At 72.0% G+C, this 23,905-nt stretch carries 23 protein-coding genes; 4 read left to right on the top strand and 19 right to left on the bottom strand.

The annotated features are described in order from the left end of the window. Both GSF22_RS11305 and GSF22_RS11300 read left to right on the top strand, forming a co-directional pair. Positions 1–212, top strand: a 212-nt coding sequence (locus GSF22_RS11305) for a (2Fe-2S)-binding protein (RefSeq protein ID WP_208813479.1), incomplete at its 5' end; no start/stop codon positions are given. After that, positions 209–1,684 (top strand): NAD(P)/FAD-dependent oxidoreductase, encoded by a 1,476-nt coding sequence (locus tag GSF22_RS11300; protein ID WP_208813478.1) that lies wholly within the window; start codon positions 209–211, stop codon positions 1,682–1,684. The genes GSF22_RS11305 and GSF22_RS11300, both read left to right, overlap by 4 nt. 60 nt (positions 1,685–1,744) lie before the next feature. On the opposite strand, the gene GSF22_RS11295 is transcribed toward GSF22_RS11300, so the two are convergent. Beyond that, positions 1,745–2,779: an alpha/beta hydrolase gene (locus GSF22_RS11295; RefSeq protein WP_208813477.1), complete on the bottom strand. Its 1,035-nt coding sequence runs from the start codon at positions 2,777–2,779 to the stop codon at positions 1,745–1,747. A 406-nt stretch (positions 2,780–3,185) separates the two neighbouring features. Between GSF22_RS11295 and GSF22_RS11290 the strand changes: the two genes are divergently transcribed. After that, a complete protein-coding gene (locus GSF22_RS11290; protein WP_208813476.1) occupies positions 3,186–4,220 on the top strand; it encodes an alpha/beta hydrolase in 1,035 nt (344 codons plus the stop codon). A 121-nt stretch (positions 4,221–4,341) separates the two neighbouring features. Here GSF22_RS11290 and GSF22_RS11285 read toward each other — a convergent pair whose 3' ends face one another. From GSF22_RS11285 to GSF22_RS11230, 12 genes are all read right to left on the bottom strand, one after another. Then, complete coding sequence (locus GSF22_RS11285) at positions 4,342–5,103, bottom strand: SDR family NAD(P)-dependent oxidoreductase (protein WP_208813475.1); 762 nt, start codon at positions 5,101–5,103, stop codon at positions 4,342–4,344. 29 nt (positions 5,104–5,132) lie between these two features. Beyond that, the gene (npdG, locus tag GSF22_RS11280) at positions 5,133–5,795 is read right to left on the bottom strand and encodes an NADPH-dependent F420 reductase (RefSeq protein WP_208813474.1); all 663 of its coding nucleotides are present in this window, start codon (positions 5,793–5,795) and stop codon (positions 5,133–5,135) included. Beyond that, the gene (locus GSF22_RS11275; RefSeq protein WP_208813473.1) at positions 5,792–6,142 is read right to left on the bottom strand and encodes a VOC family protein; all 351 of its coding nucleotides are present in this window, start codon (positions 6,140–6,142) and stop codon (positions 5,792–5,794) included. Before GSF22_RS11275 ends, npdG begins: the two co-directional genes overlap by 4 nt. Beyond that, the gene (locus GSF22_RS11270; protein ID WP_208813472.1) at positions 6,139–7,122 is read right to left on the bottom strand and encodes an LLM class flavin-dependent oxidoreductase; all 984 of its coding nucleotides are present in this window, start codon (positions 7,120–7,122) and stop codon (positions 6,139–6,141) included. Before GSF22_RS11270 ends, GSF22_RS11275 begins: the two co-directional genes overlap by 4 nt. An 8-nt stretch (positions 7,123–7,130) precedes the next feature. Continuing rightward, the gene (locus GSF22_RS11265) at positions 7,131–8,102 is read right to left on the bottom strand and encodes an enoyl-CoA hydratase/isomerase family protein (RefSeq protein WP_208813471.1); all 972 of its coding nucleotides are present in this window, start codon (positions 8,100–8,102) and stop codon (positions 7,131–7,133) included. A 14-nt stretch (positions 8,103–8,116) separates the two neighbouring features. Continuing rightward, a complete protein-coding gene (locus tag GSF22_RS11260) occupies positions 8,117–9,109 on the bottom strand; it encodes an LLM class flavin-dependent oxidoreductase (RefSeq protein ID WP_208813470.1) in 993 nt (330 codons plus the stop codon). Next, positions 9,106–10,656, bottom strand: a complete 1,551-nt coding sequence (locus tag GSF22_RS11255) for a class I adenylate-forming enzyme family protein (RefSeq protein ID WP_208813469.1) — start codon at positions 10,654–10,656, stop codon at positions 9,106–9,108. Before GSF22_RS11255 ends, GSF22_RS11260 begins: the two co-directional genes overlap by 4 nt. Next, positions 10,653–11,660, bottom strand: a complete 1,008-nt coding sequence (locus tag GSF22_RS11250) for an LLM class flavin-dependent oxidoreductase (protein ID WP_208813468.1) — start codon at positions 11,658–11,660, stop codon at positions 10,653–10,655. Before GSF22_RS11250 ends, GSF22_RS11255 begins: the two co-directional genes overlap by 4 nt. Then, positions 11,657–12,811 carry an LLM class flavin-dependent oxidoreductase gene (locus GSF22_RS11245; RefSeq protein ID WP_208813467.1) on the bottom strand — a complete coding sequence of 385 codons (1,155 nt, stop codon included), beginning with the start codon at positions 12,809–12,811 and terminating at the stop codon, positions 11,657–11,659. Before GSF22_RS11245 ends, GSF22_RS11250 begins: the two co-directional genes overlap by 4 nt. Positions 12,812–12,933: 122 nt before the next feature. Beyond that, on the bottom strand, positions 12,934–13,965 hold the full coding sequence (locus tag GSF22_RS11240) for an acyl-CoA dehydrogenase (RefSeq protein WP_208813466.1): 1,032 nt from the start codon (positions 13,963–13,965) through the stop codon (positions 12,934–12,936). 13 nt (positions 13,966–13,978) lie between these two features. Then, entirely contained in the window at positions 13,979–15,130 is a 1,152-nt protein-coding gene (locus tag GSF22_RS11235) for an acyl-CoA dehydrogenase family protein (protein WP_208813465.1), read from the bottom strand. A 33-nt stretch (positions 15,131–15,163) separates the two neighbouring features. Next, entirely contained in the window at positions 15,164–16,711 is a 1,548-nt protein-coding gene (locus tag GSF22_RS11230) for an AMP-binding protein (RefSeq protein ID WP_208813464.1), read from the bottom strand. A gap of 68 nt (positions 16,712–16,779) precedes the next feature. Between GSF22_RS11230 and GSF22_RS11225 the strand changes: the two genes are divergently transcribed. Next, positions 16,780–17,763 carry an MBL fold metallo-hydrolase gene (locus GSF22_RS11225; RefSeq protein WP_208813463.1) on the top strand — a complete coding sequence of 328 codons (984 nt, stop codon included), beginning with the start codon at positions 16,780–16,782 and terminating at the stop codon, positions 17,761–17,763. 3 nt (positions 17,764–17,766) lie between these two features. On the opposite strand, the gene GSF22_RS11220 is transcribed toward GSF22_RS11225, so the two are convergent. From GSF22_RS11220 to GSF22_RS11195, 6 genes are all read right to left on the bottom strand, one after another. Beyond that, on the bottom strand, positions 17,767–19,353 hold the full coding sequence (locus GSF22_RS11220; RefSeq protein WP_208813462.1) for a class I adenylate-forming enzyme family protein: 1,587 nt from the start codon (positions 19,351–19,353) through the stop codon (positions 17,767–17,769). Beyond that, entirely contained in the window at positions 19,350–20,876 is a 1,527-nt protein-coding gene (locus GSF22_RS11215) for a class I adenylate-forming enzyme family protein (protein WP_208813461.1), read from the bottom strand. The genes GSF22_RS11220 and GSF22_RS11215 overlap by 4 nt, the downstream gene beginning before the upstream one ends. Continuing rightward, positions 20,876–21,370 (bottom strand): VOC family protein, encoded by a 495-nt coding sequence (locus GSF22_RS11210; protein ID WP_208813460.1) that lies wholly within the window; start codon positions 21,368–21,370, stop codon positions 20,876–20,878. Before GSF22_RS11210 ends, GSF22_RS11215 begins: the two co-directional genes overlap by 1 nt. Positions 21,371–21,402: 32 nt before the next feature. Further along, complete coding sequence (locus GSF22_RS11205; protein ID WP_208813459.1) at positions 21,403–22,362, bottom strand: SDR family NAD(P)-dependent oxidoreductase; 960 nt, start codon at positions 22,360–22,362, stop codon at positions 21,403–21,405. Beyond that, positions 22,359–23,543: an acetyl-CoA acetyltransferase gene (locus tag GSF22_RS11200; protein ID WP_208813458.1), complete on the bottom strand. Its 1,185-nt coding sequence runs from the start codon at positions 23,541–23,543 to the stop codon at positions 22,359–22,361. The genes GSF22_RS11205 and GSF22_RS11200 overlap by 4 nt, the downstream gene beginning before the upstream one ends. Continuing rightward, positions 23,533–23,905, bottom strand: a 373-nt coding sequence (locus tag GSF22_RS11195) for a Zn-ribbon domain-containing OB-fold protein (RefSeq protein WP_244367080.1), incomplete at its 5' end; no start/stop codon positions are given. The genes GSF22_RS11200 and GSF22_RS11195, both read right to left, overlap by 11 nt.

The following is a 23,905-nucleotide window of genomic DNA, read 5'->3' as shown; positions in this document are numbered from 1 at the left end:
TCACGTACCCGGGCGAGTCCCTGGCCACCGCGCTCCTCGCCGCCGGACAGCGGGCCGTCCGGGTCACCCCCGGTGGGGCCCGGCGGGCGCCCTACTGCAACATGGGCGTCTGCTTCGAGTGCGTGGTCACCATCGACGACCAGCCCTACCAGCGGGCCTGCCTGACCCGGACCCGGGCGGGGATGCGGGTACGGACCGGGGTGCCCCGGTGAGCGCACCCGACGTGGTGGTCGTCGGGGCCGGACCCGCCGGCCTGGCCGCCGTCGCCACCCTGGGCCGGTACGGGGCCACGGTCACCGTGGTGGACGAGCAGGAACGACCGGGTGGGCAGATCTACCGGCGCCCGCCCGCCGGTTTCGAGCCGCTGGCCGGCCCGCCCGCCGCCGGGGCGGCCCTGCTGGCCGAGGCCACCGGCACGCCGGGCGTCCGATGGCGCAACGACACCACCGTGTGGGGCGTCCTCGGGGCGCGGGCCGGGCTGGACGGGTTCGTCGGGGGTTCCCCGACGCCGGGGCGGCACCGGGTGGCCACGTACGGGCCGACCGGGGTCGAACTGCTCGAACCCCGGGCGGTCCTGCTCACCGCCGGCGCCTACGACCTGCCGGTGCCGTTCCCCGGGTGGACCCTGCCGGGCGTGCTCACCGCCGGCGGTGTGCAGGCGTTCGTGAAGGCGCAGGGGCTACTGCCGGGCAACCGGTTCGTCCTGGCCGGTGGCCATCCGCTGCTGCTGGTGGTCGCCGCCCAACTGGTCCGGGCCGGTGCCCGGGTGGTCGAGGTCGCCCTCCTGCCGCACCGCCGGGACCTGGTCGTCGGCCCGGCCGGGCTGGCCGCCGCAGTCGCCGGCCGGGGCAAGCTCGCCGAGGGGCTCGCCGCGCTGCGGGTACTGCGCCGGGCCCGGGTACCGGTCCGTTTCGGCACCGTGGTCCGCCGCGCCGACGGCGATCCCGACCTGGCCTCGGTGACCCTGGCCGCCGTCGACCGGACCGGCCGGCCGTTGCCCGGTACCGACCGGGAACTGCCCTGCGACACGCTCGCCCTCGGGTACGGTTTCGTCGCCTCCGTCGAACTGGCCCGGCAGGCCGGCTGCGCGGTCGACTGGGACTCCCCCGCCGGTGGCTGGGTGGTCCGGCACGACGGCTGGCTCCGTACGTCGGTGCGCGGTATCGCGGTGGCCGGTGAGGTGACCGGGGTGGCCGGCGCCGAACAGGCCGCCGTCGAGGGGCGGCTGGCCGCCCTGGGTGTCCTGCTCGACCTGGGGCTGCTCGACGCCGGGCGGGCCGACGCGCTGGCCCGCCCGGTCCGGCGGGAACTGCGCCGGCAGCGCCGGTTCGTCCGCCACCTGCTCGACCGGTTCGCGCCGAACCGGGCGGCCCTGGCCGGCCTGGTCACCGAGGACACGGTGATCTGCCGCTGTGAGGAGGTCCGCGCCGGGGACGTCCGGCAGGCGCTGCGGGACCACCCGCACCTGCACACCGCCAACGCCGTCAAGCTGGTGACCCGCGCCGGCATGGGACCGTGCCAGGGCCGGTCCTGCCAGCCGGGGCTCTGCCAGCTCGTCGCCGAGGAGACCGGGCGTACCCCGGAACAGGTCGGCGCCTTCACCGCGCAGGCCCCGGTCAAGCCCGTACCGCTGCGGGCCCTCGCGGCCGTGGACGATCCGTCCGGCCCGGTCGCCGAGGGGTGACGGCCGACGCCCGGCCCCGCGTCGCAGCGGGGCCGGGCGTCGGTGGTCCGGGCGGGCCGGTCACGGCGCGACGTGGGTGGCCGCCCAGGCCAGCATGGTCAGGAAGGTGTACGGGGCGGTGTAGTGGGTGTTCAGGTCGTGCCCGGTCTCCGGCACGATCACCAGGTCGAAGCTGGCGGCGTTGGCGTAGTACGGCGCCTCGGCCTGCTTGATCGCGGTGTAGTTGGTGCAGTCGTACGCGTCGGCCGCGCAGAACAGCGCGTCCCGACCACCGAACACGCTGAGCACCGGGACGGTGATGTCCAGCGTCACCGCGGTCTGCACCGGCTGGAGGAACACGCCGATCCCGCTGATCTGCGTGTTCGCGGTCATCGGCTCGCGGGTGTTGTTGTCCACGGCGACGACCTGCGGGTCACTCGTCGTCGGGTGGTAGAACGCCTGGGCCCGGGTCGCCGGTGGCAGGGCCAGGTAGCCGCTGTCCAGGTTGAGCGGGGCGAACTTCGGGTCCTGCGCCGCCGGGATCACGTCGGCGATGAGCGGGGCGCTGCCGGTCGTGCTGAGCGCGCGGGCCGCACCGGTGGCGATGAACCCGTCGATGCCGCCGTACGTCGACGCCACCGCCCAGCCGGTGGCGACGCCGAGCGAGTGTCCGACGTAGACCACCTTGTCGAACGCGACCGGGCCGATGGTGCCGGCCCGCAGTTTGGTGATCACCTGGTGCAGGGCCGTCGCGGACGAGAAGACGTCCACCAGGCTGCTGTTCGGGTGGGAGCTCTCACCGACCCCGGGCAGGTCCACGTTGAACGTGGCGTACCCGGCGGTGTTCGCGTACTGCCGGTAGGAGTAGAGGTAGGGCTGGTAGGGGAAGTCCCAGTAGGCCCGCCCGTAGGTGCCGCCGTGCACCAGGAGCTGAACGGTCTCCGGGGTGCCGGTCGCCGGCAGGCACAGGTCACCGACGATGGTCTGGTCGACCGCTCCGCCGTCGGTGAGCGACACCGACACGGTGTGCTCGGTGCACTGCGGGCCGGACGCCGACGCCGGCCCCGGGCTGGCCACCAGGCCGGTGGCGAGTACCACCACGGCCGCAGCCAACATCGCCAGTCGGGTTCGGCCAGGCAGGGATGATCGTTGCATTTGCGCCTCCGCACGATGAGGGCCGGATTGTTCCCTGGGAACTGCCGGTACGCAGTGTTCAGCAGATCCGGCGGAAACACCCTGGGTCTGCGGGCCCAAAACTGTCGGCATGCGGAGAGAAAATGGCGCAATAACGTTACGTAACAAGACAGGGCGACAGCGGAGAAGCAACTTGGGGCCCCTGGGCCCACACATTCGGACGCACCCTTCCTGACACTGTGCTCGACACACCCTGGGATTCCGTCGGGGCGGAAGTCGAAGCAAACAGGACAACCGCCACCAAGTCATGTTGCAGACGAGGCAGGAACAGCGCGGAGGCAGGAAGATGCGAATATCCACAATTCTCGGCCGGCGGGGTCGGCTCCCGATGGCAGCAGCAGTCGCGGCGACCGTCGCCGCCAGCCTGCTGGTCGCCCCGACCCCGGCGTCGGCCTCGTTCTCTCCCGGCACCTGCACCGAGTACAGCGTGCCGGTGTCGCTCACCGACGGCGGGCCGGTCGACCAGACCCTTGTCGGCGAGCTGTGCCTGCCGGCGTTCGGTACCCCGAAGACCGTGCAGCTCCTGGTGCACGGCGGCTCGTACAACCGGACCTACTGGGACTTCCCCTACCAGCCCTACCTCTACTCCTACCGGCAGTACGCCAACGCCGCCGGGTACGCCACGTTCAACGTGGACATCGTCGGTACCGGCGAGAGCTCCCGCCCGCACAGCAGCCAGGTCACCATGGCCACCTCGGCCACCGCCCTGCACCAGGTGATCACCAAACTGCGCGCCGGCGCCCTCGGCCCGATCGCCTTCCGGAAGGTGATCTGGGTCGGTCACTCGATGGGCACGGCCACCGGTTGGCAGGAGATCTCCACCTACGGTGACGTCGACGGCTTCATCGCCACCGGCGGCGCGCACACGGTCAGCAACACCAACGCGGGCGGGATCGCTGCGTTCCCGGCGTCGTTGGACCCGAAGTTCGCCCCGCTCAACCTCGACGACGGCTACCTGTCCATTTCGAAGCTGGACCGGGACGCGGTCATGTACCACGGCCCGACCAGCAGCGCACAGGTCAGGCAGGTCGACTACGACACCCGGGACACCTACACCGTCGGGGTGCTGGTCAGTGGTCTCGGCCTGTTCAGCCAGCCGTTGCAGGACTCCGTCACCAAGGACATCACCGTGCCGGTGCTGAGCATCTTCGGGCAGCAGGACGTCCTGTACTGCGCGACGGACGCCTACGACTGCGACAACCTGGCTGCGGTACAGCAGAGCGAGTCGTCGTTCTACCCCAACGCCGCCGATTTCGACCTGGTCGTGGTCCCGCAGACCGGGCACGACCTGAACCTCCACTACACCGCCCCGTACAGCTTCCTCACGATGATCAACTGGGCGCTGACCCACGTCGCCCCCTGACCGGCCCCTGTCGAGCTGCTCCGTTCACGCGTGCGGTGATGTCGGGCCCGATGTCCCGCTCCGGCTACGCCAGCAGCTCGACAGGGAACCACCCGACGACACTGAGCCGACGCGGGAGTCGTCAGCGCGGCGGCATCCGCAGCGCGCCGTCGAGGCGGATCACCTCGCCGTTGAGGTAGTCGTTGCCGACGATCGACAGGACGAGGTCGGCGTACTCACCGGTGTCGCCGAAGCGGCTGGGGAACGGCACCCCGGCGGCCAGACCGGCCCGGTACTCCTCGGAGACGGTCTGCATCATCGGCGTGAGCATGATGCCCGGCGCGATCGTCATGAGCCGGATGCCGTGCGGGGCGAGATCCCGGGCGGCGGGCAGGGTGAGGGCGACCACCCCGCCCTTCGACGACGCGTACGCCGCCTGGCCGACCTGACCCTCGTAGGCGGCGACGGAGGCGGTGTTCACGATCACGCCCCGCTGGCCGTGACGGTCCGGCTCCGTCTCCGCGATCCGTTCGGCGGCGAGCGTCATGACGGTGAAGGTGCCGACCAGGTTGACCTGGAGGACCCGGGCGTACAGGTCGAGGTCGTGCACGCCCCGCCGGCCGAGGATCCGCTGCGACGGTGCGATGCCGGCACAGTTGACCACCGTCCGCAGCGGGTCGGCGCCGCCCGCCGCCCGGGCGACCGCCGCCCGGACCGCACCCGGGTCGGTGACGTCGACACCGACGTACTCGACCCCGGCCGGCGGGGCGGGGGCCGCGTCGACGGCCGACGGCAGGTCGAAGCCGTGGACGGTGGCTCCCCGGGCGGCCAGCGCGGCGGCCGTGGCCGCGCCGAGGCCGGACGCGGCGCCGGTGACGACGGCGGTGGTACGGGCCAACTCCATCCTGGGTACTCCTTCTGCCTCGGGCCGGGTCACACGTCGGTGACGCGCACGCCCGCGTGGGCCTTGTAGCGTCGGTTCATCGAGATCAGGTTGGCGGTGAACGCCTCGACCTGGTGCGCGTTGCGCAGTCGACCACCGTAGACGCCCCGGACGCCGGGAATGGCTGCGGCGAGGTCCTGGACGAGGTCGGTGGCCGCGCGGTCGTCGCCGAGGACGAGCACGTCGGTGTCGACCGTGTCGAGCTGCGGGTCCTCCAGGATCACGGCCGAGACGTGGTGGAACGCGGCGACCACCGTCGACCCGGTCAGGATGCCCGCCGCCTGTTGGGCCGCCGAGCCCTCCGCGACGCTGAGGGCGTACGCCCCCTGCTTGTCGAAGCCCAGCGGGTTCACACAGTCGACCACGATCTTCCCGGCCAGTACCGGGGCGAGGTCGGTGAGCAGTTCGGCGTGACCGTCCCACGGGACGGCGACCACGACGACGTCCCCGGCCGTGGCGGCGTCGGCGTTCGACGCGCCCCGGACCCGGCCGGGCAGCGACCCGGCCGTCTCCACCGCACGTTCGGCGGACCGGGAGCCGAGGAAGACGTCGAGTCCGGCGGCGGCGAAGCGGCGGGCGAGTCCCCGGCCCTGCGGGCCCGTTCCGCCGAGCACGGCGATGGTCCGGCCCCGGAGTGCGTCGCTGATGGTCATGGGTTGTCCTTTCTGGCCAGCCGCTCGTAGACGACCAGCGGGTTGCCACACGGGTCGACGACCACCGTCCGCCGCTCGTGCGGCCCGACCACCGGTTCCCCGGCGGTGGCGCCGGCCGCCACCAGCCGCGCGACGCAGTCGTCCAGGTCGTCGACCTGCACGCTGAGCAGGGTGCGGCCGGCGACAGGTTGCTGGGAGGCGTCGGCGAGGCCGATGGTGACCGCACCGTCGGTGACGGCGGCGTACCGGTCGCCGTCGCGGAACGCCACGGTCAGCCCGAGCCCGGTGTAGAACGCCAGTTGGGCGTCCAGGTCGTCGGCGGGAACGATCAGGTGTCCGATCCTCATGGCCGGAACCTCGGCATGACCTCGCGCGCGAACCGCTCGACGATCTCGATCGACCGTTCGATCGGCAGCCCGAGCCACTGGGCCCGGAAGACGAAGTGGTTGTAGCCGGCGTCGGCGAAGTCCCGGATCTTCGCGGTGATGTCGTCGGGCGAGCCGAAGAAGAGCGCCTTCTCCTTGATGGCGTCCCACTGCGACTCGAAGAAGTCCATGCCGTACTGGACGTACTCGCCGTACGAGCGGCGTACCGCGTCACCGGCCATCGCGTACGCGGCGTCGAACGAGTCCGCCACGCACAGGTCCCGGTGGATCGGGAACACCGCGTCCTGCTCGTCGAAGCCGGCCGCCTTGCGCTGCTCCCGGTAGTCCGCCAGGTTGCCGACGGCCCAGTTGCGCCGGACGTTCGACGGGGCCAGCCACGGCAGTCCCTGCCGGGCGATCCGGGCGATCCCGGCCGGCCCGTTGGCGCCGACCCAGACCGGCGGGTGGGGCCGCTGCACGGGCAGGACGCTGCACCGTACCCCGTCGAGCCGGAAGTGCCGGCCCTCGTGGTGCACCGGCTCCCCGGTCCAGAGCTGCTGCATCACCGCGAGGGCCTCGGTCATCCGGGACACCCGGGTACGCCGGTCGACACCGAACGACGCGAACTCGACGTCGCGGTAACCCGAACCGATCCCCAGCACGAACCGGCCACCGGACATCTGGTCGATCGTCGCGATCTCCTCGGCCCAGTGCACCGGGTGACCCAGCGGCAGGATCAGGATGCCGGTACCCAGTTGCATGGTCCCGGAGTGGTCGACGAGCCGGCTCAGCAGCGGCAGCGGCTGGGGCGTACTCAGCGACGACAGGTAGTGGTGGATGCCGAACACCGAGTCGTAGCCCAGGTCCCGGATGTGCTGGACGTACTCGACGGTCTCGTCGATCCGCCGCCGCAGGTCGTCACCGGGGGCGTACTGGTGGTCGAGCAGGATGCCGAACCTCACCGGCGCGCCTACTTCTCGCGGGAGCGGGTGTCGCTGAGCCGGAAGTAGGGCGCGACGAGCCGGTCCCGGTCGGCCAGGGCCTGCCCGATGCCCTTCTCGCGGCGCTCCTTGAGGAAGTTCCAGTCGCCCTCCTCGAAGCTGACGTTGGTGGCCCAGCCGTGCCCGACCCACCCGGTCATCGCCCCCAGGCCCTTGCCCCGGGCCTCCATGACCACCTGCATCATCGACTTGCCCATCATCAGCGAGTCCAGCGGCATGACGGCGATCGCGTCGGCGTAGTCGTCGACCCACTGTTGCAGTTCGTCGCGCTCGACGACCTTGGTGACCAGCCCCTTGCGCTCGCCCTCCTCGGCACCGATGGCCCGCATGGTCAGCATGACGTCCTTCATGGTGGTCAGGCCGACCTTCTCGATCCAGTGGTACATGTCCTGCGGTGCCGGGCCGAGGTAGCGGAACGCCGGGTGGGTGAACCGGGCGTCCGGGGTGGCGATGACGATGTCGGCCGAGAGCGCGATCTGGAAGTGGCCGCCGTAGCAGTAGCCCTGCACCTGGCAGATGGTCGCCTTGAGCGACTCGATGATCGGGCGGGTGAAGCCGGAGCTGAGCACGTTGCGGTCGGGCAGGATGCGCTGCCGTTGCGCCGGCCGACGCCGGGACGCCCTGTCCGTACCGGTCTTGTAGCCGATGTAGTGGCCGAGTTCGGCGGCGTCGGCGCCGGTACCGAAGTGGTCGCCCTCCCCCTTGAACACGATGACCTTGACCCGGTCGTCGGTCTCGGCCTCCCGGACCAGGTCACCGACCCGTTCGAACGCGGCCACCGGGATGGCGTTCAGCCGCTCGGGACGGTCGAAGGTGATGGTCGCGACGGACCGCTCCTCGTCCACGTCGTACTTGACGTACCGGGCGAGGACCTCGGGGTCGACCTCCATGTGCTCGACGTCCCACTGGTGTTCCAGCAGCTCGGCTTCGGTCTTCTTCACGGCGTTTCCTTAGGTCAGGTGGTGCGGAAGGCGGGGAACACTTCGGTGGCGAACAGCCGCAGCGAGGCACGGAGCTTCTCGGTCGGCATGCCCAGCCACCCGGGGCGGAAGATGAGGTGGTCGAACCCCAGGTCGCGCAGGGCGGAGATCCGCTCGACGAGGAACTCCGGCGAGCCCAGCAGCAGCGTGTTGCGGACCAGTTCGTCGAACCGGTCCCGCTGCCACCGCAGCGCCGGGTACTCGGCGTAGGTGGCGTACTCGACCCGGGCGTGCGGCAGCGCCTCCTCGACGGCCTGTTCGGTGGTCGGCGCGCAGTACAGCTCGACGCCGACGGGTCGCTGCACCGACGCCGGGTCCCGGCCGTACTCGACCAGGGCGTCGTTGTACACGGCGAGGTGCTCGGGCAGGAACCGGCGGCTCGGGGAGTTGCCCGGCGCGTACCAGGCGTCACCGAGCCGGGCCGCCCGGCGGACCGCCTTCTTCCCGCCGGCACCGATCCAGATCGGCGGGCCGCCCGGGGTCAGTGGCCGTACCCCGATCGTCGCGTCCGTCTGCGGGTAGAACTCCCCCTCGTGGGTCACCGGCTGCCCGGTCCACAGGGCCCGGATGAGCCGCAGGCTCTCGTCGAACCGGCGGAACCGGGTTTCCGGGTCCACGCCGAAGGCGGCGAACTCGTTCTCCCGGTAGCCGGCGCCCACGCCGAGGACCACCCGCCCGCCGGAGAGGTGGTCCAGGGTGGCGAACTCCTCGGCGATGTGCACCGGGTGGAACATCGGCAGCAGCAGGATGCCGGTGCCGAGCAGCATGTCGCCGGAGCGCGGGATCAGGCTCGCCAGCATCGAGATCGGCTGCGGGGTGGCCAGGTTCGACTGGAAGTGGTTGATCGTCCACACCGAGTCGTAGCCCAGCTCCGCGGCCAGCTCGACGGTGCCGAACAGGTCGTGCAGGTGTCTGCCGAGGTCGTCACCGTGCGGGTACTGGTGCGACGCCATGATGCCGAACCTCATCGGGGTCCACCTTCCTCCGGCAGGGGTGCCGCTGCGCGGCTGAGCTTCCCGGTCGCGCTGCGTTCCAGGGCGGGCACGAACTCGATCCGGCGGGGCGTCTTGAAGTGGGCGAGGCGCTCCCGGGCGTACGCGACGATGCGGTCGGCGAGGTCGGCGTCCGGGAGCGCGTCGTCGGCCTCCCGCACGACCAGCGCCACCGGGATCTCCCCCAGCCGCTCGTCGGGCCGGCCGAGGACCCGCACGTCGTGCACCAGCGGGTGGGTGCGCAGTTCGTCCTCGATCTCCTCGGGCCACACCTGGAACCCACCGCACTTGATCATGTCGCGTTTCCGGCCGACGAGGAACAGCACGCCGTCGGCGTCGACGTACCCCATGTCGCCGGTGTGCACCCAGCCGTCCCGGACCAGTTCCCGGGAGGCTTCGGCGTCGTCGACGTACCCCCGGGTCAGCTCGGAGCGGACGACCACCTCACCCTCCGCGCCGGTCGGCAGCGCGTTGCCGGCGTCGTCGCGGATCTGGAGTTCCACCCCCGGGTAGACCCGGCCGGCGGAGCCCGGCTTCCAGCGGCCGGCCTTCATGTCCCGGCTGGTCCAGCCGGCGATGTGCCCGGCCTCCGTCGAGCCGTAGTTGACCAGGATGGGCACGTGGTACCGCTGCTCGAAGGCGCGCCGGACCGGCCAGGCGATCGCCTGCCCGGCCACCAGGACCGACTTGACCCCGTCGAACGGCAGGTCCCGCTCGGCGTGGACGATGTCGAAGACCATCGTGGGCAGCAGGAACAGGTTGTCGAAGCCGAACCGCTGCATCAGGTCGGCGAGCCGGTCGACGCCGAAGCGTTCCCAGACCACCGCGGGCCGGCCGACGAAGAACGCGAACAGCAGCGAGTGCTGACCGCCGCTGTGGAACAGCGGCAGGGCGATGAGGTTCGGTCGGGCGTCGGGTGCGGCGGTGCCCTCCTCGGTGGTACCCGTGGAGACCCGGGCGAGCCGCTGGAGCGACCCACGGGTCCCGCCGTGGGTGACGCTGACCGCCTTCGGGCGCCCGGTCGTGCCGCCGGTGAACAGGATGCATGCCTCGGCCTCCGGGGCGACGTCGACCGCCGGTACCCGCACCTCCCGCTGCCACGGCAGCGCCGGGATCCCGGCGACCGGCTCCCCGACGGAGCGGACCGGCACCCGGGCGTCGGCGAGGAAGGCGGCGAGCATGTCAGGGCGGCGCCCGTCGACGAGCAGCAGACACGGGTCGGTCTTCGCGACCGACTCGGCGAGTTCGGCGGCGTTGTAGAGGCTGCTGACCGTCACCGGCACCGCGCCGATCTTCCAGGCGCCGAAGAGGAAGAACACGATCTCGGGACCGTTGGTCAGGTAGTACGCGACCCGGTCCCCGGCGCCGACACCCTCGGCGCGCAGCGCGGCGGCGACACCCCCGGCGAGCAGGTCGATCTGGTCGAACGTCCAGGATCGGCCGTCCTCGCCGTACAGGCCCGGCAGGTCGGGGCGGTCCGCGCGGCGCCCGTCGAGGATCCGGGCGAGGTTGTCGGCGGTCACCGGGCCACCTCGGCGGGGGACGCCGGGGTGGCGACCCGGGGGATGACCTCCGCGCCGAAGCGGGCGAGCTGCTCCATGGCCTCGTCCTGGGAGGCGCCGACGAACTGGTGCCGCAGGGAGACCTCGGTGATGCCGAGTTCGGTCTCCCAGCGGCGGAGCTTCGCCACGATCTCGTCCGCCGACCCGACCAGGCAGTCCTCGGCCAGGTACCGGTCGAGGTCCAGGGCCTGGGCGTCGTCCCACGACTTGTAGCCGGCGTACTGGCGTTGCAGGTGCGGGCGGACACCGGAGACGGCGGCGGCGAAGCTGTCGCCGAGGTACGCCTCCCGGGTCATCGGGTACTCCCGCTCCGGGCTGAAGCCACGTTCGGCCAGTTCGGCACGGTAGATCCCGAGCAGTCGGGCGAGTTCCGCGTCGTTGCCCTTGGGGCCGACGAGCCACGGGGCGTCCAGTCGGGCGGCGCGCCGGATCGCGGGCTCGGCGAACGCGCCGATCCACAGTGGTGGCCCGCCGGGCTGTACCGGGCGCAGCGCCAGGGACGCTCCCGGCACCTCGCCCCAGCTGCCGGCGATGTCGACCGTCTCGCCGTTCCAGAGCGCCCGCAGGGTCGGCACGTACTCGCGCAGCCGCCGCAGCCGGTCCTCCCACGCGACACCGAAGGCGGTGGTCTCCCGCCTGCGGTAACCGGCGCCGATGCCCACGGTGAGCCGCCCTCGGGAGAGTACGTCGAGCGAGGCGAGGTCCTCGGCGAGCGCCACCGGGTTCAGCAGCGGGGCCAGCAGGACCGCGAAGCCGATGCGGACCCGCGAGGTGGCGTGGGCCAGGTGGCCGGCCAGCGGGATCGGTTGGACGAACGCCGACCGGGCCAGGAAGTGGTGTCCGAGGTAGACGGCGTGGAAGCCGGCCGCCTCGGCGGCGGTCGCCTGGGCCAGTACGTTGTCGATGCCCTCGACGGCGGAGGCCGACGGGTCGAACTGGGCGCTCAGGAAGCAGCTGATCCTCACCCGACGACCGCCTCGGCGACCGGCACGGTCACCCGGTCGTCCCGGGCGTCGACGGTTCCGCTGTCGACGGTGGTGCCGGTGTCGACCGCGGTGCCGGTGCGCTGGTCGGTGGCGCGGAAGTGCGGGATGACCTTCTCGGCGAACTCCTCCATCGACTTCAGCGCGGTCCGGCGGTCCAGCGACGGGATCCGCAGCCAGCCGATGTAGTGGTTGATGCCGAGCTGTTCGCGCAGCATCTCGATGGTCTCGATGACCTGCTGGGCCGAGCCGAAGTTCCCACCGTGGGTGAGGGTCTGCTCCAGGGTCAGCAGCTCGATGTTCTTGGCCACCGCCGCGTAGTAGGCCCGCTCCTTCTCCATGGCCTCCTCCGAGCCGGGGATGACCTTGCCCACCGACTTGTAGTAGTTCATCGCGGCCTGGGCGGCCTCCCGGAGGCCCGCCTCGCTGTCCCCGCACCAGACCTGCTGCATGAACGGCAGGTCGTAGGCGGAGATGTCGAACCCGTTCTCCTGCATGCTCTGCCGGTAGAGGCTGAAGTTCTTCTGCATGATGCCCAACGGCGTGAAGTTCGGCGAGGTGATGATCGACTCGCCGACGGCGCCCCGTTCGCGGAAACTGTCCGGCGAGACGGTGCCCTGGAGGATCGGCGGGCCGCCGGGGGTGTACGGCCGGGGGTAGGTCGTGACGTTGTCGTAGTGGAAGATCTGGCCGTGGTAGGAGAAGTTCTCCTGGGACAGGGCCAGTCGCAGGATCTCCAGGGTCTCCTGGTAGCGGATCTTCGACTCCTCCAGCGGGATGCCGAAGCCGGCGAACTCGGCGGGCTGGTAGCCCCGGCCGACCCCGATCGAGACCCGCCCCCCGCTGAGCACGTCGAGAGCGGCGATGTCCTCGGCCAGCCGCAGCGGGTGGTGCAGCGGCAGCACGAGGACGGCGGTACCGATGGTGATCCGCTTGGTCCGCTCGGCGACGGCCATGCCGAAGTTCATCGGGCTGCCGAGGATGCCGTACTTGGAAAAGTGGTGCTCGGCCAACCAGATCGAGTCGAACCCGAGCTCGTCGGCCAGTTGGATCTCGTCGAGTGTCTCGCGGAGCACCTGGTGGTCGGATGTGCCGTCGCCCACCGGGAACAGGTTCATAATGCCGAACTTCACGGCCTCTCCTCGTTTATTCCGACCAGCCGGTATGTTACTGCTCTGCTGGGTGGCCTGCAAGAGTTCGCAGGTCAGGCCCGGGGTTACTGTCCTCTGAGGGCGCCCCGGGTCGCCCTGCCCGGTCAGGCCGGGACCGTCCGGCGCGCCTGGATGCGCAACTCGCCGGTACGCCGGCGGTGCCACGAACCGCGCCCCGACCGGGCGTCGAGCACGAAGGCCCGGCGCAGGAACAGGTGCGGGTCGGCCTCCATGGTGATACCCATTCCACCGTGCACCTGGATGCACCGCTCGGCGGCGAAGACCGCCGCCCGGCCGGCAGCCGCCTTCGCGGCGTGCACCTGGATCTCCGCGTCGGGGCGGCCGTTGTCGACCGCCCAGGCGGCGTAGAGGGTCAGGTCCCACGCGGCCTTACGCGCCGTGACGGCCTCGGCGAGCGGAAACGCCACCCCCTGGAACGAGCCGATCACCCGACCGAACTGCTGGCGGGTACGCGCCTGCTCGGCGGCGAGGTCGATCGCCCCCTGCGCGACCCCGCACAGTTCGGCGGCCACCACCAGGGTGGCCCGTCGGGCGCCGGCGCCGGCGGGTACGACCCGTTCGGGTGGGGACAGGGTGAGGTCCGCCAGCGGCACCGACGGGTCGAACGACTGCCGTGCCGTGCTGCCGGCCGGGTCGGCGATCCAGACCCCCGCCGGCCCCAGCACGGCGACCCCGTCCGCCTGCGCCGCGTACGGCACCAGGGTCCGTACGAGCGGGTCGGGTGACACCCGGTCCGCCCAGCCGGGGGTACCCGGCACGTCGACCGCCGGGGTGAGCACGCGACGGCCGTCGAGCACCTCCCCGGGCAGCGGGTCGGTCCGCGCGTCGTCGCCGCAGAGCAACTGCACGGCCGCCGCGTGCGCCGGGAACCGGCTCGGCACCAGCCGCCGGCCGAGCGCCTCGACGGCGACGAGCAGGTCGATCAGGCTCGACCCGATACCGCCGGCCGACTCGGGGACCCCGAGCAGGCCGAAGTCCCGCAGCAGCGGACCGTCGCACCCGGGGGCCCGCCACGGGTCCGACAGGGCGTCGCGGGCCGAACTGCTCTCCCCCGCCGCGAGCGACGTCACGGCGTCGGCGATCTCCCGCTGTTCCGGGGTGAAAGTTGCGCGCATCCGGCCACTCCGCTCAACGGGAGCGGGGCAGGCTCAGCACCCGCTCCGCGAGAATCGACTTCTGGACTTCCTCCGTGCCACCCTCGATCGTGTGGGCGCGGGCACGCAGGTACCGGCGCATCCGGGCGGCGGCGCCGTCGCCGTCGAGCAGTACCCCGCCGGCCTCGTCGAGCTGCACGGCGAGGCGGTTGGCGTTCTGCACCACCCCGGCCCACAGGCTCTTCAGCGCCGACGTCTCCGGCCCGGGTACGCCCCCGGCCCGGCTCTCGCCGAGCATCCGCATCGACCCGATCCGGACCGCCTCGGCGTCGCACTGCAACGCCCCGACCGTGTCGACGAAGGCGCTGTCGTCGGCCAGGCCCCGGGCGACCGCCAGGTCGACGACCCGGTCCACCGCCTGGCGGGCCCACACCCACAGGTTCAGCGCCATGCTGCCGCGCTCGAACGCGAGCGTGGTGAGCGCGACGGTCCAGCCGTTGCCGACCCCGCCGAGCACGTCCGCGTCGGGCACGAAGACGTCGTCGAGGAACATCTCGTTGAACTCGGTGTCCCCGTTGATCATCTCCAGTGGCCGGACCGTGAACCCGTCCATCGGCGCGAGGAAGTAGGTGATACCCCGGTGCTTCGGCGCGTCGGGGTCGGTACGCGCCAGCAGCAGGCACCGGGACGCGTTGTGCGCGTTGGAGGTCCAGATCTTGGCGCCGTTGATCCGCCAGCCACCGTCGACCCGGGTCGCGGCGGTACGCAGACTGGCCAGGTCGGAGCCGGAGCCGGGCTCGCTGAACCCCTGGCACCAGTACTCCGTGCCGCGCAGGATCCCGGGCAGGTGCCGCGCCTGCTGCTCGTCGGTACCGTGCGCGATGATCGTCGGCCCGGCCAGCATCATGCCGACCCCGTTGAGCGGGTACGGCGCGCCGCGTACGGCGGCCTCCTCGTTGAAGATCGCCTGCGCCAGCGCGTCCATCCCCCGGCCGCCGTGCGCGACCGGCCAGGACAGCCCGGCCCAGTTGCCGGCGCACAACCGGTCCTGCCACACCCGGGACCAGTGCTCGCGGTCGGACTGCGACAGCTCCTCCTGGTCGGGTACGTCCCGCAGCGCCTCGTCGAGCCAGCTCCCGACCTCCTGCCGGAACGCCAGGTCGCTGCCGCTGTCATCGAAGTCCATGCCCACCTCCCATCGGGTCGTCGATCGGGTCGTTCATCCGGGGATCTCCGCGGAACGTCGGAGCCGGGATTTGTAGAGCTTGCCGTTCGGATCGCGCGGCAGGGCGTCGCGTACCACGTAGGACGCCGGGAGCTTCGGCTTCGCCAACCGTTCGGCGAGGTGGCGGCGCAGCTCGGCGACGGCCGTGTCGGGGTCGGGCGCCGCGTCGGCCAGGACGACGTGCGCCTGGGGTACCTCGCCGAACTCCGGATCGGGTACGCCGACCACCCCGGCGTCGACCACCCAGTCGTGGCCCATCAGCGCCGCCTCGATCTCGGCGGGGTAGACGTTCACCCCGCCGACCAGGATCAGTTCCGCCGCGCGCCCGGTGATGTACAGGAAGCCGTCGGCGTCGACGTGCCCGACGTCCCAGACGGTCATCAGGCCGTCGCGGCGGGCGCCGTCGGTCTTGCCCGGGTCGTTGTGGTACTCGACCCGGTCGTCGCCCTGCCGCATGTAGACGATGCCGGTCTGCCCGACGGGTACCTCGTTGCCCTGCTCGTCGAGGATCCGCAGGGTCGAGATGGAGGCCGGGCGCCCGACCGTACCGGGATGGGCGAGCCACTCGTGGGGACGCGCGACGGTGGTGCCGACCTCGGTCGAGCCGTAGTACTCGTAGACCACCGGACCGAACCAGTCGAGGATCCGTTGCTTGACGTCACGCGGGCACGGGGCGGCCCCGTGCAGCACGTAGCGCAGCGAGGAGATGTCGTAGCCGTCGCGGACCTGCGGGGGCAGTTGCAGCAGCCGGTAGAAGTGCGTCGGCACCATGCTGGTGCCGCTGACCCGCTGCTGCTGGACGCGCCGCAGGAAGCCCTCCGGGGTCCAGCCGTCCATCAGGACCATCGTGCCGCCGGCGTGCAGCGCGCCCATGGCCGGGGTGATGTTCGCCGAGTGGTACATCGGGGCGGACACCAGCCAGGCGGCGAACGCCGAGCGTTCCATCCCGAACTCCCGGAACAGCCACGTGTAGGTGAGCGCCCCGGTGTCCGCGTCGACCCCGCTGAGCGGCCGTTTGACGCCCTTCGGCCGACCGGTGGTACCCGAGGTGTACATCATCAGCGAGCCGGCCGGGGTCTCCGGCGGGCTCGTCGCGGGCATGTCGGCGGTGAGCGCCGACAGCGGCCGGGCCGCGCCGGTGGTGGGCGTGCCGTCGAGGTAGACCTGGATGTCGGGTACGCCTGCGGCGGCGGCCACCACCACGTCCTCGACCCGCCCGGAACCCACGACCACCTTCGCACCGCTGTCGGCGAGGATGTACGCGACCTCGGGCTCGGTCAGGTGGTAGTTGAGGGTCACCAGGTAGAGCCCCGACTGCATGGCCGCGAGGTACAACGCGACCAGCCCTGGGCTGTTCGTCAGCACCGCCGCGACCGTGTCGCCGACCTGAAGGCCCGCCCGGGTACGCAGTCCGTGCGAGATCCGGTTCACCTCGGCGAACAGTTCCCCGTAGGAGATCCGCCGGTCGTCGGCGGTCACGATCGCGCACAGGTCCGGTTCCGCAGCCGCCCAGAGCCGAAACCCGGTCCGCTCGTCGCTCATCGGACTCCTTGAATTAAATTCCGACCATCCGGTATGTTGTCGTTCCACAGTAAGGGGGCCGTCCACCGATGTCCATACCTGCGACCGACGCACACGCCGCCAGCTACCGGGCCCGCCAGGTGCCGGCCCCCGCCCCCGTCGTCGACGGTGTCTGGGCCATCCCCGTCCCGCTCTCCGGCAGCGCCCTGCGGTACGTCACCGTCTACCTGATCGACACCGGCGACGGTCTCGTCCTCGTCGACGCCGGCTACGACCACCCGAGCTGCTGGACGTCGTTCCAGCAGTCCGTGACCGCCACCGGCCACCGGGTCGAGGCCGTCTCGACCGTCCTGCTCACCCACAACCACCCCGACCACGTCGGCTTCGCCGCCCGCCTCCGGGACGTCTCCGGCGCCCGCATCGTGATGGGCCGCGCCGACGACTTCGCCACCATGCACCGCACCCGGGGGCCGTTCCTCACCCAGCTCCGCACCGCACTCGACCTGACCGGCGCCCCGTCCGACGTCGTCGACGCCATGTACGCCGACGCCGTCGCCGTCGCCGCGCACGACGAGAGCCTGCGCCTGGACGTCGCCCTGGCCGGCGACGCCGAGTTCCGCTTCGGGGACGTGACCATCCACGCCCTGCACACCCCCGGGCACACCTACGGGCACCTGGTCTACTTCGACACCCGGGGCCTGGTCTTCACCGGCGACACGATGATGGCCGAGGGGCCCACCCAGCTCGCCATCGTGAGCCGCCCCGAGGACGACCCGGCCGGCGACCTGTTCCGCTCGCTGGACCGCATCCGGGACCTCGGTGCCACCATCGCCTGCCCCGCCCACCAGTTCCCCTACCCCGACGTCGCCGCCCGGGCCACGCAGCTCCGGGCCTTCCACCAGGCCGAGGTCCAGGCCGTCCGGGAGCTGACCCACGACGGGGCGACCGCGTGGGACCTCGCCCGCCGGATGACCTGGAAGAAGCCCTGGGACGAACTGGGCCGGGGCACCCGACGCTTCTCGCTCGTGCACACCCTCGCCCTGCTGCGCAACGCGACGCACACCGGCCGGTAGGCGTCAGTCGCGCGACACGGCCCGGTACGTCCAGTCCGGCCGCAGCGTGGGCCGCAGCTCCCGCAGGGTCCGTTTCAGCACCTTCCCCGACGGGTTCGTCGGGAACTCGGCCACCAGGTAGATCTCCTTCGGCACCTTGTACCCGCCGAGCCGCTGCCGGGCGTGCGCGACGAGGGACTCCGGCTCCAGCCCCGGCCGGCCGACCACGAAGGCCACCGGCACCTCCAACCACACCGGGTGCGGCGCCGCCACCACCGACGCGGCCAGCACCAGCGGATGGTCGGCGAGCACGTTCTCGATCTCGGCGCTGGCGATGTTCTCCCCACCGCTGCGGATCATGTCCTTGAGCCGGTCCCGGATGTACAGGTAGCCGTCGGCGTCGAGGCAGCCGATGTCGCCGGTGTGGAACCAGCCGTCGCGGAACGCGGCGCGGGTGGCCGCCGGGTCGTCGAGGTAGCCGGGGCTCACCTTCGGCCCGCGCGCGACCACCTCCCCGTTCTCGCCGACCGGCACGTCGCTGCCGTCGGAGTCGACCACCCGGACCTGGACCCAGGGCACCGGGAGCCCGACCGAGCCCTGCTTGGTCTCCTGGTGGGCCTCGTCCAGGTAGGTCAACGCGCTGCACGTCTCGGTGAGGCCGTACCCCTCGATCAGCCGGGCGTTCGGGAACAGCTCCCGGGCCACCGCGAACAACGCCGACGTCACCTGGGAGTAGATGAGCCAGCGCACCGACGACAGGTCCGCCCCGACTCCCGCCTCGCGGCGGATCATGTCGAGCATCGTCGCCGCCAGCACCATGCCGGTGATCCGCTCGGCTTCGATCGCCCGCAGCACCGCCGCCGGCTCGAACCGCCGCTGGAGCACCATGCACCCGCCGACGTGCCAGACGCCGTACCCGGGCAGGTCGGTGCCGCCGACGTGGTAGAGCGGCGCGACGTTGAGGATCCGGTCGGTCGGCCGCAGCCCGAGCTCCACGACCTGGGCGTGCATGTTCATGTTGACGTTGCCGTGGGTGAGCAGCACCCCCTTGGGCAGGCTGGTCGTGCCGGAGGTGTAGACGATCCGTTGCACGGCCGTGTCGTCGAGTTCGGCGTCGGGCACCCGGGCGCCCCGGTTGGCGGCGACGAGGGCCCGCAGGTCGACCCAGCGGTCGTCGATCGGTTCCAGCGCGAACCGGCGCACGTCGGCCGACCCGGTGCCGTCGGGTCCGGCCCCATCGGGCGCGGCGGCCGTGAGTGCGGCGTCGGTCAGCGCGGCGAACTCCGGTACGGTCGCGACCGCCCGGACCCGGGCGTGCCCGAGCAACTGCCCCAGCTCCCCCGGCGTGAGCCGGTAGTTCAGCGGCACGGAGACCGCCCCGAGCTTCGCCAGCGCCAGGGACAGGAGGAGGTACTCCGGCACGTTGTTCGCCACGATCGCCACCCGGTCGTCGCGGCGTACCCCCTCGGCCGTCAGACCGGCGGCCAGGGCGTTGACGTCGTGGTCGAGCTGCCGGTGGGTCCACCGGCGCTCCTCGAAGACCAGCGCGTCGGCGGCGGCGAACCGCCGCGCGTTGCCGGCCAGCATCGCGGCGAGGTTCGCGGTGCTCATCCGGTCACCGCCGCCGCCTCGCGCAGGCTCTTCTTCAGCACCTTGCCGGAGTCGTTGCGCGGCAACGACGCCACGATCTGCACGTACTTCGGCACCTTGTACCGGGCCAGTTCGGCCCGGCAGTGGTCGCGGATGTCCTCGCCGGTCGTGGTGGCGCCGGGGCGGAGGACGACGAACGCCTTCGGCACCTCGTCCCACCGCGGATCGGGTACCCCGATCACCGCCACCTCCGCGACGTCGGGGTGCTGCGCGACGACCCGTTCGACCTCGGCGCTGGCCACGTTCTCCCCACCGGACTTGATCAGGTCGGTCCGGCGGTCGACGAACCACAGGTACCCGTCGGCGTCGATCCGCCCCACGTCACCGGTGAGGAACCAGCCGTCCCGCCGGGTACGCCGGTTGGCCTCGTCGTCGTTCCAGTAGCCCGGCGAGACCTTCTCCCCCCGGACGACGATCTCCCCCTCGACGCCGGGTGGCACCGGCTGGAACGTCTCGTCGACGATCCGGATGTGCACCCCGGGGAACGGCGCCCCGAGCGCGCCCAGTTTGCTCTCCTCGTGGGCGGCGTCCATATAGCAGACCCCGTTGCACAGCTCGGTCATGCCGAAGGTGTCGACCAGGCGGACGTGCGGCAGGCGGCGCTTGACCTCCCGCCGCACGGCCGGCGCGACCCCGGCGAAGAGCAGGTAGCGCAACGTCGACAGGTCCGGTGGCTCGGCCAGGTCGAGCAGGCCGAACAGGATCTGCGCGGCGAGCACCATGCCGGTGATGCGTTCCCCGGCCGCGATCCGGGCGATGTCGGCCGGCTTGAACGTCGGCGTGAGCACCATCGTCGCCCCGGCCACGAACGTCGCCAGGCCCGGCGCCTCCAGTCCGCTGACGTGGAACAGCGGCGCGGAGACCAGGATCCGGTCGGCCGGGGTGAGTTCCAGTTCCAGCACCTGAGCCAGGTGGTTCGCGGTGAGGTTGCCGTAGGTGTGCACGACCCCCTTGGGACGGGCCGTGGTACCCGAGGTGTAGAGCAACCGGTGGACGTCACCGGGCCCCTTCTCGGCGTCGGCGACCCGGACGCCGGGCGGCTGACCGTCGAGCAGGTCGGTCAGCCGCCCGGCACCGTCGACGACCCGTTCGCCGTTGGCGACGACGGTCCGTACCCCGGTGGCGGCCGTGAGCCGGGCGGCGTCGTCGGCAAAGTCGTCGTCGTAGAGCAGGCCGGTGATCCCGGCCTGGTCGAAGACGTAGGTCTGTTCGTTCGGGTGCAGCCGCCAGTTCAGCGGCACCGAGACGGCCCCGATCCGGCTGAGCGCGAGCAGCTCGACGACGTAGGTGCCGGAGTTGCGGCCGAGTACCCCGACGAGGTCGTCGGCGGTGATGCCGGCGTCGCGCAACGCCGCCGCGTGCCGGTCCACGTCGGCGTCCAGTTCGGCGTAGGTCCAGCGGGTGTCGCCGTCGACCAGCGCCTCCCGGTCGGGGCGTTGCCGTGCCTGCCGGCGCAGCGTCTCGGTGACGTTGCTGGCGGCCATCAGTCGCCGCCGCCCTGCCGCTGCGCCCGGATCTCCTCCCGGGACGGCAACGACACGAACTCCAGCAGGTTGCCGTCGAGGTCCCGGGCGGCGAAGGCGGTGATGTACCCGTAGTTCTCCAGCAGGACCCGGTTCGGTGCGCTCAGGCACTCGGCCCCCAACTCGACCATCCGCCGGTACAGCTCGTCCATCTCGTCGAGCGGTACGGCGAAGCTGAGCAGGAAGGTACCCAGTTCCAGGTGACCGCCGGTGGCCGTCCGGGTCGGGGTGCCGTTCCACTCGATGAGTTCGAGCTGACCGATCCGGCTCGGGCCCTGGAGGTACTGGACCCGGCCGGTGGTGCCGGCGGGCAACCCCAACGACACCTCGATCCCGGGTCCGCCGACGTCGGTCCGCAGCGTCCGGCGGTACCCGAGCGCCTGCTCGTAGAAGTCCGCCGCCCGGTCCAGGTCGGAGACGGTCATGGCCACGTGGTGCACTTCGCTGACCGGCATGGTGACTCGCTTTCTGTGTGGTCCGGGCCGGCTCAGGCGGCGGGTCCGGCTGCGCCGGAGGGTCCGCCCGACCCGCCGAGGACCCGCTGGATCAGGGTGACCTCGTCGGCGCCGCTGTCCGGGACGACGAAGTCGTCCAGCCGGCAGATCTCGTCGACCGCGCCGAGGATGTCGTCGGGTGAGGCCGGTTCGGTCCCGCCGTACCAGCCGGGGGTGACGCCCAGGAAGATCCGCCCGACCCGCCCGCCGCCCACGGTGAGGATGTGCCGGTTGAGCTGGCACTGCTCGGAGGCGAGGAAGGTCGCCACGGCGGCGACGTGTCGCGGGTCGAACCGGTCGGTCAGGTCGCCGAGCAGGTTCTCCGTCATCCGGGTCGCCGCGGTGGGCGCGATGGCGTTGACCAGGATGCCGTACCGGGCCCCCTCCAACGCGAGCACGTTCATCAGCCCGATCAGCCCGGCCTTGGCGGCGCCGTAGTTGGCCTGCCCGAAGTTGCCGAACAGTCCGGACGACGAACTGGTCAGCACGATCCGGCCGTAGCGCTGCCCGGCCAGGTGCGGCCAGGCGTGCCGGAGCACGTGGAACGCGCCGGTGAGGTGCACGTCGAGCACCGAGGTGACGTCCTCGTCGCGCATCTTGGCCAGGGTCCGGTCCCGCAGGATGCCGGCGTTGTGGATCACGGCGTCGAGCCGGCCGAACTCGTCGACGGCCCGCTGCACCAGGGCGGCACCCCCGTCCACCGTCGCCACCGAGTCGGTCGACGCGACGGCGGTACCGCCGGCCGCGCGGATCTCCGCGACGACCCGCTCGGCCGCCCCCGGGGACCCGTCGGCCGCCCCCGGCGTACCCGACCCGTCGACCGCGCCGCCGAGGTCGTTGACCACCACCCGGGCGCCCCGCTCGGCGAGACTGTGGGCGTGGGCCCGGCCGATGCCGTTGCCGGCGCCGGTGACGATGACGACCCGGCCGTCGAGGCGTACCCGGCCGCTCACCGCTGGTTCCCCAGGACCGCGACGAACGCGACGCAGGAACCGGGCTGCCCGCCCAGGTTCTGCGCGACGGCCAGCCGGGCGTCGGGCACCTGACGTGCACCGGCCTCCCCACGGAGCTGGGTGAAACACTCGAACATCATCCGTAGTCCCGTCGCGCCGATGGGGTGGCCGAACGACTTCAGGCCGCCGTCGGTGTTGACCGGCAACGCCCCGTCCAGGTCGTACCGGCCGTCGAGGATGTCCTGCCAGGCCCGGCCCCGGGCGGAGAACCCGAGATCCTCCATGAGCACCACCTCCGTGGGGGTGAAACAGTCGTGCACCTCGGCCAGCGAGATCTGCGTCGCCGGGTCGGTGACCCCGGCCTGCTCGTACGCCTGCCGGGCGGCGGCCACCACCTCGGGGAAGGTGGTGAAGTCGTACCCGTCGGCCGCCATGCCGGCCCCCGACCCGGCGACGAAGCCCATCCCGCGCAGGTACACCGGCCTGTCGGTGTACCGGTGGGCGTCCTCGGCCCGGACCAGGATGGCCGCCGCCGCGCCGTCGGAGACACCCGAGCAGTCCAGGACCCCGAGCTGCCCGGCGACCCGGGGGGCGCGCTCGACGGCCTCGGCCGAGACCGGCTTACGGAACTGGGCGCGTTCGTTGCGCGCGCCGTTGGCGTGGTTCTTCACCGCGACCTTCGTCAGCGCGCGGCGCAGGTCCGGCGCGGCCACCCCGTACGCCTGCTGGTAGGCCGGGGCGAGCAGGGAGAACGCGGCCGGGGCGGTCCAGTCGACGTCGGTGCCGTCGGCGGGCGGGTAGACCGCGGAGAGGCCGGAGTACGAGGAGTCCTTGAGTTTCTCGACCCCGGTCGCCATGACCATGTCGTACGCGCCGGAGGCGACCGCGAACGCCGCGTTGCGGAACGCCTCGGAGCCGGTGGCGCAGTAGTTCTCCACCCGGGTGACCGGCTTGCCGACCAGCCGCAACGGCCGGGCCAGGGTCTGTCCGGACATGCCCGAGCCCTGGGTGCCGACCCAGAACGCGTCGACGTCGTCGAGGGTGACGTCCGGCAGGGCGCCGACGCACTCCTGCACGGCGTCGACGAGCAGGTCGTCGGCCGAGGAGAGCCAGTGGTCGCGGAACGGGGTGCAGCCCATCGCGACGATCGCGACGTCGTGGGCCATGCGCCTACTGGCCATCGGTGCGGTCCTTCCCGGGGCGGAGCTTCCAGAAGTAGTTGTGGATCGCGTCGGTGGTCCACAGCCGCCGGAACGTCGGCGTCATCGGCATGCCCACGGTGACGTCCTGCGGCGCGACGTCGGTGGCGTACGCGCTGAGCCGGCCGCCGCCGTCCACGTCGGCGACGACGACCGCGACCTCCGGCTCCGGCATGGTCGTCAGGTGGTCCCGGGTCACGCTGACGACCCGGGCGGTCCGGTCCCGCAGCGCCACCTTCGCGGTCGCGTCGCCCGTCCCGGCGACACCGCAGGACGCGCAGACCCGGCCGGGTGGGGTGGTGACCGCGCCGCACGCGCCGCACCGGCTGCCCTCCAGCCGGTAC

Origin of the sequence: Micromonospora echinofusca (genome assembly GCF_017614955.1) — a bacterium.
Taxonomy (GTDB): domain Bacteria; phylum Actinomycetota; class Actinomycetes; order Mycobacteriales; family Micromonosporaceae; genus Micromonospora; species Micromonospora echinofusca_A.
This window is presented reverse-complemented; position numbering and strand designations above follow the sequence as displayed.